This window comes from Paenibacillus profundus (assembly GCF_021369635.1).
Lineage (GTDB): Bacteria > Bacillota > Bacilli > Paenibacillales > Paenibacillaceae > Paenibacillus_B > Paenibacillus_B profundus.
In genome coordinates this window covers 453,856-466,685 of sequence record NZ_JAJNBZ010000003.1, presented here as the reverse complement: position 1 = coordinate 466,685, position 12,830 = coordinate 453,856, and the positions used below count along the sequence as shown (strand labels likewise).

8 protein-coding genes and 1 pseudogene are annotated in these 12,830 nt (G+C 42.9%); 6 read left to right on the top strand and 3 right to left on the bottom strand.

The genetic code is table 11. From position 1 onward, the window contains the following. Window positions 1-759: 759 nt before the first annotated feature. Together LQV63_RS07360 and LQV63_RS07355 are read right to left on the bottom strand one after the other, a co-directional pair. Window positions 760-1,446 carry a DUF1266 domain-containing protein gene (locus LQV63_RS07360; protein ID WP_233696202.1) on the bottom strand — a complete coding sequence of 229 codons (687 nt, stop codon included), beginning with the start codon at window positions 1,444-1,446 and terminating at the stop codon, window positions 760-762. Between the two features lie 464 nt (window positions 1,447-1,910). Next, complete coding sequence (locus tag LQV63_RS07355) at window positions 1,911-2,192, bottom strand: hypothetical protein (protein WP_233696201.1); 282 nt, start codon at window positions 2,190-2,192, stop codon at window positions 1,911-1,913. Window positions 2,193-2,543: 351 nt separating this feature from the next. Here LQV63_RS07355 and rsgA point away from each other — a divergent pair, with 351 nt between their 5' ends. The 3 genes and pseudogenes from rsgA to LQV63_RS31995 all read left to right on the top strand — a co-directional run. Next, complete coding sequence (gene rsgA, locus LQV63_RS07350; RefSeq protein WP_233696200.1) at window positions 2,544-3,617, top strand: ribosome small subunit-dependent GTPase A; 1,074 nt, start codon at window positions 2,544-2,546, stop codon at window positions 3,615-3,617. Further along, entirely contained in the window at window positions 3,614-4,630 is a 1,017-nt protein-coding gene (locus tag LQV63_RS07345; RefSeq protein WP_233696199.1) for an aminoglycoside phosphotransferase family protein, read from the top strand. Before rsgA ends, LQV63_RS07345 begins: the two co-directional genes overlap by 4 nt. A gap of 576 nt (window positions 4,631-5,206) precedes the next feature. Continuing rightward, window positions 5,207-5,329: pseudogene (locus LQV63_RS31995) on the top strand (IS66 family transposase); the annotation flags it as partial. 262 nt (window positions 5,330-5,591) lie between these two features. Here the strand turns inward: LQV63_RS31995 and LQV63_RS07335 are convergent. Beyond that, window positions 5,592-7,793 (bottom strand): NPCBM/NEW2 domain-containing protein, encoded by a 2,202-nt coding sequence (locus LQV63_RS07335; protein ID WP_233696198.1) that lies wholly within the window; start codon window positions 7,791-7,793, stop codon window positions 5,592-5,594. Window positions 7,794-8,920: 1,127 nt separating this feature from the next. Between LQV63_RS07335 and LQV63_RS07330 the strand changes: the two genes are divergently transcribed. The 3 genes from LQV63_RS07330 to LQV63_RS07320 all read left to right on the top strand — a co-directional run bounded on the left by LQV63_RS07330 (window position 8,921) and on the right by LQV63_RS07320 (window position 12,733). Further along, complete coding sequence (locus LQV63_RS07330; RefSeq protein ID WP_267933923.1) at window positions 8,921-10,564, top strand: sensor histidine kinase; 1,644 nt, start codon at window positions 8,921-8,923, stop codon at window positions 10,562-10,564. Further along, the gene (locus tag LQV63_RS07325) at window positions 10,561-11,307 is read left to right on the top strand and encodes a LytR/AlgR family response regulator transcription factor (protein ID WP_019423390.1); all 747 of its coding nucleotides are present in this window, start codon (window positions 10,561-10,563) and stop codon (window positions 11,305-11,307) included. Before LQV63_RS07330 ends, LQV63_RS07325 begins: the two co-directional genes overlap by 4 nt. Window positions 11,308-11,467: 160 nt before the next feature. Then, a complete protein-coding gene (locus LQV63_RS07320) occupies window positions 11,468-12,733 on the top strand; it encodes an L-lactate MFS transporter (protein ID WP_233696197.1) in 1,266 nt (421 codons plus the stop codon). Window positions 12,734-12,830 lie beyond the last annotated feature (97 nt).

The following is a 12,830-nucleotide window of genomic DNA, read 5'->3' as shown; positions in this document are numbered from 1 at the left end:
CCAAGGAGTCTTTTTGTTTCTCAAATCTCATATTTCTTCATTATAGGAATGCTGCCCGTTAACTTAGTCAGTAAGTTTAGATTACAACTTTTGTGTTTATCGATCTTACCTTCTCCATGCCATCTGTCAGGACTGGGATAAAGTTCTTGTCATTGGGTTTTGACAAGATCCTTATCCCATAAAATTAAAAAGCCGCGATTCCCGCGGTAATTAATGAGTTAATATTCTTGTCGCCCGACAGTTATGTCTCTGCGTCATTTTTACATTTTTCTTTCGTACTCTACTATGATTAAAGAATGGGTTATCGGAGCATAGAGAGAACTGTAAATAAGCTAATCTATGCGATAAATTGTAGGATAATTCTTCACGGTGAATCGTATCATAAGTAAGCACAAAGTCATTGTTAATTGAGGCGTCAAAGAACAATTCAATGTCCTTGACGCTTCTCTGGTCGGGATTGTCTCCAAGGAAGTGTTCACTTACACCGTTGCACCAACCGAATCAAATTACATATGGGAGTGGTTAATATTCCATCCCATTTAAGCGTCCTCTTTGACGGTAAAAAGGTGGAATTATTGTATTGGATTTTTACGGAGATTGATTCATCAAAGAAGAGACCTTTTAACGGTCTCTTCTTTGATGGCAATTCTACTACGGAGCGCCAATTAAGAAATTTCAACTCTACAGCAAATGGTCGGGTCTTGTATACCACTTGTAGACCTCATTTATAAATTAGGTGAATTTACGAAAATATCAAGATTAAAACGTATTTAATGGATACTTGTTCAAAACATATTTTTTCCCTTTTATCAATTCCTCTGCACTCAAAGCTAGTCCGTATATATCGCTTGAAAATGACACACTTCTCCCCAATAAGAAACCTACCATATAAGCTTCCCAATCAGGATAAGCTTTGCTTGACAGTTTTGCAACAGTTTGCAAATATGACATCGCTTCTTCTCTAGTAATGTAGTTAAGAAAGCAACAAGTTCTTGCTAGGAACCCAACACGCTCATAATCCCATGCTTCCATAGTCTTAAAGTTGACAATATCCTCTGGTGAGGTGAATTTAACTTTTCCTTTAGAGACGCTAAATAAAGTTTTACAACCTTCATTAAAACTATCTACGATTTCTTGTTCAATTCCTTCTGGTCTTCCTTTACTCTTAATGATTTCTAAAATAATATCATTATACTTTGTACGATGCCCTTCATTGAGTAACCATTCTATTGTTTCTTTTGCAGTTGCAGAATCTACAATTTCCCACATTTCAGCAAGACCATTTATATAAGTCTCTCTGTATTTCTCTTCAAAATTTAAAATGCTTGCTTGCGAATAAACATGATTATTGGAAACTAGCACGCTTCCAAAACACATCAATTTCTCTTCATTTTCTGGTAATTTGTTCATTTCATAGAAACTAGGTTTTCTAGAGAACCAACCCAAAATACTCACTCCTATTTACTCTTTTATAAGGATAACATTTCTTTTGCTACCAATTATTCTCTCGTAATACTTTTCATACCCAAGTAAAATTCTAACAAATTAAATTATAATACATATTTTAATTAATGCAATAAATTATAAATTTCCGTTGACTAAAATTAAACTTACACAGACCTTTATCGTATTATGTGAGCTTGTTTTTAAGTTCTAATTTTGTGCTTGATGGATGGGAAGGACCCAGTTTCCAAAAAGATGAAGATAGCAACAATCGATTTGATTGCTACTAACTCCCTCCTGCGGTAATATTCCGTTTTAGAAAGCTATAAAGTTATCGGCACAGATTGCCAAACTACAATAAGAGAAGTTCTATAAAGAAACCACTCCATTGCATTTGAAGGAATGGCTTTGTTTTTTATATGGATATATATATCATGTGGTCAAATGATGCTTTGTGTTTAGATACATTACGGTGAACCGTACCACAAGTAGGGCAAGCTTTTTGGGGTAACAAAATGTGAGGTACCTGGAGGGGGAACGGACTCCGTCATGCTGTCCTCCAGTTGGCGCTCGACCTCGTTCCTCCGGGACAACAGCCGATCCTGACGGTCTTTCAACTCGCCGAGTCGTTCGAAGAACAGGTCGTCATCGACGCCGTTTCCTTCAAACAACTTGAGGAAGCGCTCACGCTGACTTTTGATGCTCGCGAGTTCTTTATCAACGGCAGACTCGATGGAGCAGGCCGACATAATCTGCGCTGTTAGGCATTGATTTTTTTGCCAAAATAGGTTATTTTATAGACAGCTTAGCGATAAGCAAGTTCCTGACACGAAGGGAGATGTGTTTTAATGGCAACTACTTATATGGTGGTTTGGTCTTAAAACTGAATAGCAGGCATACGCGAAAAAAACGGGAAAACGCCCGTATTATTTGGTATGCCATTCAAAGTAACCTTTCGTGAATATTGCTGTTTGCAGGATACGATGAAGGTCGTATCCTTTTTGCGTCCTGATGCCGCGCGACAGCAGCTTCTTTAGAGGCTGCTTGTCCGTGGCATTTTTGCGTCCAAAAAACAACATTAAAGGAGCTAACAAAAAACCATGATGGATTTGAAAACCTATGGCTACACAGAAATAGAAGCAATTCCCGACGGATTATTGCCCGGCAGGGTGACGGAGCTTCGGCGCGAGCGCTTCACGGTCATGACCGAGCGCGGCGAAGTAACGGCGGTGCTCAAAGGAGCGTTCTATCACAGCGCGGAAACGCGCGTAGACTTTCCGTGCGTCGGTGATTTTGTCTTGCTGCACTACAACGAGAGCGGAGATTCTCTCATCGTTACGGTACTGCCCCGCCGCTCCAAGTTCTCACGCGCGGATTACTCAGGGCATGCCGCAGGCTATGCCAAAACCGTGCGGGAACAGGTCGTTGCAACCAACTTCGACTATGTGTTTATCCTTTCTTCTCTGAATTGGGATTTCAACGTTACCCGCATCATGCGGTACCTGACACAAGCCAGGCAGAGCGGCGGCCAACCGGTCGTCATTCTGACCAAGGCTGATCTCGTTGAAGATTATAATCTCCCGCTCGCAGAAGTCATGCAAACCATCCCTGATGTGCCGGTTCACGCGATCTGCAGTCATTCAGGCCTGGGGCTGAACGAACTCGATCCCTATTTGATGCCTGGTAAAACAGTCGTCTTTCTCGGCATGTCCGGCGTCGGTAAATCGTCTCTGCTCAATGCGTTGATAGAACAGGACGTAATGAAGGTTCAGGCGATCCGGGAGGTCGACAGCCGGGGGCGGCATACGACAACGCACCGTCAGCTGTTCATGCTCCCCTCCGGTACGATGGTCATCGATACGCCGGGTATGCGTGAGCTTGGGCTTTTTGATGCCGACGAAGGCATACGCGCAAGCTTTACCGATGTGGAGGAATGGTTCCCGCATTGCCGATTTACGGATTGCCGCCATCAGGCCGAGCCGGGCTGTGCCGTTCTCGCCGCGCTTGTCGACGGTTCGTTGCCGCGTGAACGGTGGGAGCATTATGTTGCCCAGCAGTATGAGAACAAGTATGTCCAGGATAAAACGAGCTACCTCATTGACATGAGGGTTCGAAACAAAACGATTGCCATGTGGAGCAAGCAAACGAAGAAAAACGGAGGATGGAAGAAATGAATATTAAATTCGAAACGCTGATCTATGCCTTAAGCCGACGGTTTAAGAAGGATATCATCTCGGCCGACTATCAAACCATGCCGTTACAGGGCGGAACTGTGGGAAATGTGTACCTGGTAACGGGGATCGCCGAAACCGCGGATGGCGAAAAACTGCCGTACCGTATTGTACTGAAAATCCAGAAGAAATGGGAGCGTTACGACGATCCGGGTTCATGGCGCCGGGAATATGATCTCTATGCGTCTGACTTGGGAGCGACGTTCTCGGATGCCCTCCGCTGGCCGACATGTTATCACGCCGAGATCAATGCCGAAGAAAATAAATTCCAGCTGTGGCTGGAATATATCGATGGCGTAACCGGTTTAGACTTGACCGGTGACATGTATGAACAGGCCGCGCTGGAGTTAGGACGCTATCAAGGCAAGCTGTATGCGGAGCAGCCCGCTGTGCTGCAGAGCCTGACCAACCTGAGCCATCCGGATCTCATGAAGAATACGTATCTGCATTACCGGTCATGGCCGGTCGTCTACGATTATATACGCTCGGAGGACTGCGAATTCCCGCAGCACGTGCGGCAAATGCTCATCGACATCGATGAGCACGCAGACGAGATACTCGCCCGCATCGAAAAATTGCCCCTCGTGCTATGCCACCGGGACTTCTGGGTGACCAACCTGATCTATGCCGACGGGAAAATCGCGCTCATCGACTGGGATACATCCGGATGGGGCTACCTGGGCGAGGATCTCGCAAGCCTGATTGCGGATGAAGCGGATATCGATCACATGGTCAAATACTACCAGCGATGTGTCCCCGCGTATTACAAAGGCTTTTCGGAGTATGCGGATGTATCCCCTATCGCCGATCATTGCGTCTACGAGCTGATCCTTCTCGTATTCGGCTACAGGCTTGTGGAGTGGTATCTTCACACAGAGGACGATGACGAGAAGACAAAGCATGTCCATACGCTCCAAAAAATCTATGAAATAAAGACCAGCCCTGCGCAGGGTTGACTCTAAAAAAGAACTCCGAAAACCCTTGAATGTAGTGGGTTTTCGGAGTTTCTTTCATTACTCCCATTCGATCGTCGCCGGCGGCTCGCTCGTGATGTCGCAGACGACGCGGGGCATTCCAGTCGGTGAATCGACAGTGAAATTGACAAACGTTTACGGCGTCACATCGGAAGCTCAGATGTACGTCATCGTTGCTGGATACTTCCTGGATTCCTTCCGACATTTTGCCTTAACTTCTTCGACTTGAGCTTCAAGGCTGCACCCCTGCAATGCTTGCTCCTCAGTGCTCACTCTGATGTGGATGACAACTCATGGCTGCGCTATCCTGCCCGTTAGCTCAATGAAGTATACATTGTAAACAATAACTTCGATGTTTTTATAATGAATCTATCATATATAAAAATAGTGGATATATACTCATAAATTGAATATAGTATCCACTATTAATAATAGTCTAATTAAAGAAAAATAAAGTATTAGACTGAGAAAATAAAGTTGTAGACTGATTGACCGTATTCCGGAAGCCCGGTTCGGCGCGATCGGCATGCCGGCGGCGGCCAGCTGCACGGCGAAGCTGCGGCTCCACAAGGGCTTCAGTTTTGCAATAAGCTCTTTGCGATTGAGTGCGAGCTGAAGGAAGCCTCGCCCGAAGAGTGTTTTACCATTCGTCAGGAACGAAGTCGCCCTGTTTTGGATGCTATTTATTGTATCTATTCGAGCAGTTCCCGCAGCTTCTCGATCCCAAAGATCCAGAAGCGCTAGACAAACTGCTGCCATGGTCATCTTCGCTACCACTAACTTGTAGGTATTTAAGGCCGATTAAAAGCAAAATAGCCCTCATCTTGATAACAAGCTGTGGACTATTTGACGTTTACTGTTAAAGTTACATATTGTCAATCAACCCTAAAACTAAAGAGAGGGAATGACCCCTCTCTTTTTGACGTGCTTTAACCTGACAATACTATTTGATAAGACGAGCATTTACCCAATCGGCATGGTCACTATTTATACCATCTCCACCATCTGTGACAATAAGTTTTAGCTCATTCTTTCCAGAAAGATTAACGTTTACCTCTTTTGGCTCTGTATTGTTATGCATTACACCACTAGAGAATACAACTTGATTGTCTACTTTAACTTGGAACTCCACAGAACCTACAAAACCTACCTCACCATCTACCCCAACTAGCGCGGCAAAGGATGTGTACTGCCCATCCAGTTTGTAGACAATTTCACTGTTAGCATGTGTGCTCAAACCTTTTGTATAGGTCTTGTTATTTAACTTTAGTGCATTTCCATCAAGACTACGATCTTTTTGGATGGTTCCCCAACCTGTTGTGGCAGAAAACCAATTAATATCGCTGAGATACGTTGTAACAGGTTGTGTTATTGGATCGGTTTCAAAGATTTTAATCTCACTTGCAGATGCAAAACCATTTGTTCCACCACCTTGAGGTACTTCAAGTCGAACATATTTAGCAAGAGTAGGTGTGAAAGTTACTGTCTTTTCTGTTTTGTCCTTTGCCCAAGTGCCTGTAGCAACCTCAGTGAAGGATACCCCATCAAGACTTGTGAGGATTTTATAATTTGTAATAATACCATTTTCTTCGCTTTGACGTGGTAAATATGTCAGCTTGTTGAAAGTTAGCGGATTTGCATATTTTGCTGTAATATTGTAAGGAAATTGATTTTGTTTATTCCATTCACTGTGCCAGATACTACTTGTATTTCCATCAAATGCATTTACTGCGGCATTATAAGCACTTGAAGTCTCTTGGCTATTTGTTGTTACCCCAATGATCCCTTTTACCTTATCCATTCCATCAGTCGGTTTAATGATGTTATAATCTGACCCAAACCAAATTGGTGCAGTTAGAAGAGGTAAACTCAATGAATTAATCTTGTTTCGTGTTTCACTTGTTGCAGACAAACCCCATTTATCAAAGAAAGGCGTCAAGTCATAGTGAGCTACTTTTGAAGTGCTTAGAATAAATGCCTGTTTTTTCTGATCATCAGTAGTTGGCAGATCAGTTTTTGCCATCTCACGATATAATCGATGTAAATCTGGGTAGAAGTTATCCCCAAAAGCAAGATTAAGTTGCCACAACATTTCTAATTTTGAATTAGAGTCTGTAAAATTCTTGGTTGGCTGATCTACAAACGTGAAAGCAGCTAAGTACTCGCCTTGTGACCTTGCAGGCTCAGTAGGTTTAAGAACCTTCTTAGCAGCTATAGAATATAGATTTACTGTCACCTCAGTCATCTCACCCCAAGTCCAAGGTTCTTGTTGTCTCAAATGACCTGCCTCATGATACTGCCCCCAACCCATTCTTGTAAGGTCTAAAGCATCGGCACTTGCTCCAGTTTCTTTAGGCATAATTGCCCCATCCCAAATTGCATATGCATACGCTCCTGGTATGGTTTTTTCTGATTCAACAAAGGCAATCAAATGCTTATCTAACCGATGTCTAGGATCAGAATCAGAATTAGATAGTCCAGATATTTTATCCTGTGCTGCAATAAACTTATCATAAGTCTGTAAAACAGGAATTGGGTCTTGATTCAAGATATGATCTTTAGCGGTAGCATAATAGAAGACAAAGAGAGCTCTTTCTGATTGAAGAACAACAGAAGGTGCATTAGGATAAGCATTCATCATTGCCTGCCAATCCTCTTTTGTATTCTTGCCTAATACAAAGAATGGAACCGGACTCCCCCCACTCACTACATTTACATTAATACTACCTTCATTGTTACTGTTATCAAAAGACAACAAACCGCCATTTGGTGAGGAAATTGTGTTTATGCCTGGTTGTAATGGATAACTAAGCGCCCATTCTTTATCATGACGATGTACCCCAATAACTGCTGTAATTGGTTTGTTACCTGAAACTTCAATCTTAATTTGTTCATTGGGTTTTGCATATAAACCTGTTGGCTGAAATATTTTTCGAGCATTTATCGCTCTACGCTCTCGATCGCCTTCCGCCCATATATCTCCAAGGGCTTTTACTTCAAAATTTCGCTGAACAACAAGATTACTTTGCTGTGTAATGGCTGCCTCTGAAGTTTGGGCTAGTGCCCCAGATGGCGAGACAGCTACTACAACGGCTGTTACCACCATTAGGGATAAAATCTGAAGTGACTTCTTAAGTTTTCTCATCAAATCCTCCTAAAACAAATTAAATTTATGCATAGCTAGCATTTAAATGCTGGCATATCCATCTTGGTATGTATTAAATAAATTTCAGACTAATATGACACTATTTCATTCCGCTTTTTACCATTAGTTTAATAACACCATTTATCTCTATTGCTTCAATACCATCTTTATTCTTCTTTTAATAATAAAAAGAAACTCACAATATTAGCTGTGGGTTTCTTTCAGAGGTATTCAAGGATAAAATTAAATAATTACTAAACATAATCTCTAAACCGTTTGAAGTGTAGTAGTCCTTTGATTTATCTTTAGATACAAATGTTGGATTCTCTTTATTTGACGCTTACGCGGCGGCAAAGCTGCAGCTCGCTCCTGGTTGTTCTTCAGGAAGCGTCGGTTCAGCGCGATCGGCACGACGGCAACGGCCAACTGCAGTTGGCATGCCAGTCTAATACTTTATTTTCTTTTGACAACATTTCTAGCTTTAAAATAAAGATTGATAACTAGAGACTAAAATTGATTAATTATATTCAAGTTTGATAAAAGTATCTCTTAAGGATATCTTATCCTTTAGAGATACTTTTTTATTTTGTATTGTAGTGTGATCCATGGCTAGGCGAAAAAGAACAGAGTCGATATCTTAGAAGAAGTAGAGTTCTATCGAGAGTGGTTTCAGGGGGAATCCGGTAGTCGCATTGAACGTAATTGTATTCTTTATTTACTTCACTACTACATAGAATAAGGGGACGCGCTAGGCTTATCGCCCTGACGCTCCCTTTGGTATTAGCGTACAAAACCATCCATTTTGTGCATCACAGGGGAAAGCAGAAATTCGGCAGGTGTCCATATGCTTATTGTAGTCGTAAGACGATGCTTATAAAGCCTTGAAAAACTTTGGTTCAATATGTTATTCTCTAGTACTTCATTATGTATTTTAATGCCATTTTCCTTCAAAAAACTGCAGCGGCGCTAGATTCAAGGCGAATGAACGGTTTCATAGATTTCTATACGAAGTGTATGTTAAATGTTTTGTATGGATTTGGAACGTGAAAACAGAGCAAACTTTGATAAAATAAACAAACAACAGCTTGTGATAACGGGAGGTAGTTTCCATAGACGGAGATTTCACGATGCTGCTTCAGCTCTTTGAGCGGGCAGCATTATTGCTAATTATTTTGTTTTTCTTAACTCGTATTCCGAGCTTTAAGCAGATTCTGCAAAAAGAATCGCTGGCAACGAAGGAGTTCGCCGTTGTTACGATTGTGTTCTGTACCTTTGCACTATTCGGTACCTACTCAGGCATCGATGTGGAAGGCTCGCTCGTCAACGTACGGATCATCGTGATTATGGCAGGAGGCATCTTATTCGGACCTTGGGTCGGTCTTGTCGTGGGCGTGGTGTCCGGAATCCATCGTTATTTGATCGATATCGGCGGGGTGACCTCGATTCCATGTCTCATCACGAGTATTATTGCGGGGCTGGTATCTGGCTATATTCATCTTCGAACACCTAAAGCGAAACGCTGGTTTATCGGGATTCTTGCTGGGATGGCTTGCGAGGCATTAACGATGCTGTTGATCATATTCATGGCGCAGCCTACAACATTAGGTATCGAGATTGTATCCAAAATTGCAACGCCGATGATTCTAGGGCAATTGAATGTAGGATTGATCATTTTGTTAATTCAGAATGTAGAAAGTGAGCGGGAAGGAATCGCTGCGCAGCAAGCGAAGTTAGCTTTGGACATTGCGAATAAGACATTACCCTATTTCCGCTCCATCAATACCGAATCATTGCACAAGATCTGTTCTATTATTAAAGAAGATATTCAAGCCGATGCAGTGGCGATTACGGATGCCTCGAACGTGCTCGCTTATGTCGGTTTTGGGGAAGACCGCTATCAATTCCGCCATGAGATCATAAGTGATATGACCAAACAGACGATACGGAGCGGGGAGTTCATGATAAGCAACCATGCGTTGGACGATGCGCTGCCCGGCATGCAATCCTTACTCATTATTCCGCTGAAAGAGCGAGAAGAAGTTACGGGGACCTTGAAGATTTATTATCGGAAAGCGCATAAAATTACCTATCCGCTGCAGACTATGGCCGTCGGTTTATCCCAGATCATTTCGACATTAATGGAAGTTTCCCGTGTGGAAGAGATTAAGGAGATGGCGAATAGAGCTGAGCTCAAAGCGCTGCAGACAACCATTCAGCCTCACTTTTTGTTCAATGCGTTGAACGCGATTGGATCCTCGATCCGGACTAGACCGGATCAAGCGAGGGAGCTGATCGTCAATTTATCAGGATATTTACGTTATAATTTGGAGCTAACGGATGAATTGATCGATATCCATAAGGAGCTGGAGCAGGTTCGGAATTACGTCGAAATTGAAAAAGCACGCTTTGGAAATCGGTTGCAGGTTGTTTATGATGTGGATGAAGTCGCCGTGAAGATTCCCAGTCTCATCATTCAACCATTAGTGGAGAATGCGATTGTCCACGGTATATTGAAGGTGAAAGGGCCTGGAACGGTCACCATCTATGTCAAAGATACAGAAGATTACATTCGGATTGGTGTGCAGGATACTGGCGTGGGTATCCGTGAAGGTATGATTAAACAGGTGATGGAGGAGCGTGTTCCACCGAACCATATTGGTCTTTTTAATGTGCATAAGCGTGTGAAGCTCATTTTCGGGCATGGTGTTACAGTGCAGCGACTAGATCAAGGAACGAATATCTTTTTTGACATACAAAAGGAGACACGATGAGAGCGATAATTGTGGAAGATGAAGTTTTGGCCAGTGAAGAGCTGGAATATCTGATAACAAAACATAGCCGCATTGAAATCGTGGAGCGATTTGAGGATGGCCTTGATGTGCTGAAATTTTTGCAGGAGAAGGAAGTCGATGCGATTTTTCTCGATATCAACATTCCATCTCTAGATGGGATGCTGCTAGCGACGAATATCAGTAAGTTCGCGCAAAAACCGTATGTTATTTTTACAACAGCTTATAAGGAGCATGCTGCTCAAGCTTTTGAACTGGAAGCTTTTGATTATATTTTGAAGCCCTATGACGAGAACCGGATTGCCGCGATGCTGCGTAAGCTGGAGACCGCCTTCGAACGGGAGCTGCAGCAAGGAGGAAGTTCAAATCCTGTGGACAGCAGGCAAAGATCTGAGGAGAAACGCATTAATCTGCTGAAAAATGATAAATATATCGTAACGGATAGCGATGACATCTACTATGCGGAAGCACAAGAGAAGGTGACGAACGTATTCACGAAGAGCGGTATCTATACGATGCCGATGAGTATTTCGGACTTTCAAGCTATGCTGCCTCAAGATCGATTCTATCGTTGTCATCGTTCCTATACGGTCAATTTGTCCCAAATCCATGAAATCGTTCCATGGTTCAACAATACCTACCTGCTGCGTCTACGTGATATGGATGCCAAAGTGCCCGTCAGTCGAAGTAAAGTCAAAGAATTTAGGCAGTTGATGCATATATAAATGCAGTTCATTCCGTAATCCCGTCATTCCATGGCGATCTTGGCTCAAGAAAGCGTTTTATCTTGTAAGATAAAGGTGTGAAAGCAAGGCGTAAGAAGCTTTCACTTCCCTGCAGATAACGCACAACTTGATCATAGCTGAATGGAAAGAGGGATCTATCATGAGAACGCATCAAGCAACCCAATCGCAGGTAAATCGATGGATGATCGTCCTTGGAACAATCATTGTACAAATGGGATTAGGAACCATATATACGTGGAGTTTATTTAATCAGCCGTTAGCTGACAAATTTGGATGGGAGCTTAGCTCCGTATCGATTACGTTTTCCATCACCAGTTTTGCACTGGCTTTTGCGACACTGTTCGCCGGTAAAATTCAGGATCGTATCGGAATTCGGCGTTTGACGATGATTGCAGGTGCTGTTCTCGGTGCTGGGCTAATCGCTAGCTCACAGGTTTCATCGTTGTGGATGTTGTACTTACTTGCTGGTGTGGTTGTTGGTTTTGCGGATGGTACAGCATATATTACATCGCTATCGAATTTAATTAAATGGTTTCCTGAACGCAAAGGATTAATATCGGGGATCTCGGTGGGAGCTTTTGGGACAGGCAGCTTGGTTTTTAAATATATCAATGCGAATTTCATCAATACCATGGGGGTCTCCTATGCATTTCTGGTCTGGGGATTGATCGTGATGGTGATGGTGATTGCCGGTTCGTTCTTAATTAAAGAAGCCGTAATTACGGAAACACCTGCAAACGCAAATACGCAATTGCACAGTCAACGGAACTACACAGCCAAAGAAATGCTGCGTACAAAAGAAGCATATATGCTCTTCATTATTTTATTCACAGCTTGTATGAGTGGATTGTATCTGATTGGTATCGTCAAAGACATTGGTGTGCAGCTTGCCGGACTTGATATCAGCACAGCAGCGAATGCGGTAGCTATGGTAGCGATTTTTAATACGGCCGGCCGAATCATTCTCGGCGCATTGTCCGATAAAGTAGGACGTATGAAAGTTGTAGCTGGAGCGCTTTTCTCAACGGCATTGTCTGTCATGACTTTAAACTTCGTACCTTTGAACCTGAGCATCTTCTTCATATGTGTGGCGGTGATCGCATTCTGTTTCGGTGGTAATATAACAGTCTTCCCAGCAATTGTGGCTGACTATTTCGGCTTGAAGAACCAAAGCAAGAACTACGGAATCATTTATCAAGGATTCGGTTTAGGTGCCTTGGCTGGTTCGTTCCTTAGTGCTTTGTTCGGTGGCTTCCATATTACCTTTACAGTCATCGCGGTCTTGTGTATGCTCTCTTTCTTGATCGCGATCTTTATCTCAGTACCTAGCCAACGTAATCAGTCGACCAAGAACAAAGAAGTGAAGCATGAAGTTGCGCTGAAGCCGCATTACAATGTGGGATAATTGTAGTGGAACCTCCTATCGATAAGAGAGGGCACTGCAAGATTGTCAGAAAATCAAACAGGTGTCTTTCGCACATATAAGCTGTGCAAAGGACGCC

What these genes read in the sequence shown, in the direction of transcription:
- LQV63_RS07355 (WP_233696201.1), bottom strand. Translation starts at nt 2,192, where the DNA reads ATGTCGGCCTGCTCCATCGAGTCTGCCGTTGATAAAGAACTCGCGAGC.
- rsgA (WP_233696200.1), top strand. Translation starts at nt 2,544, where the DNA reads ATGATGGATTTGAAAACCTATGGCTACACAGAAATAGAAGCAATTCCC.
- LQV63_RS07345 (WP_233696199.1), top strand. Translation starts at nt 3,614, where the DNA reads ATGAATATTAAATTCGAAACGCTGATCTATGCCTTAAGCCGACGGTTT.
- LQV63_RS07335 (WP_233696198.1), bottom strand. Translation starts at nt 7,793, where the DNA reads ATGAGAAAACTTAAGAAGTCACTTCAGATTTTATCCCTAATGGTGGTA.
- LQV63_RS07330 (WP_267933923.1), top strand. Translation starts at nt 8,921, where the DNA reads ATGCTGCTTCAGCTCTTTGAGCGGGCAGCATTATTGCTAATTATTTTG.
- LQV63_RS07325 (WP_019423390.1), top strand. Translation starts at nt 10,561, where the DNA reads ATGAGAGCGATAATTGTGGAAGATGAAGTTTTGGCCAGTGAAGAGCTG.
- LQV63_RS07320 (WP_233696197.1), top strand. Translation starts at nt 11,468, where the DNA reads ATGAGAACGCATCAAGCAACCCAATCGCAGGTAAATCGATGGATGATC.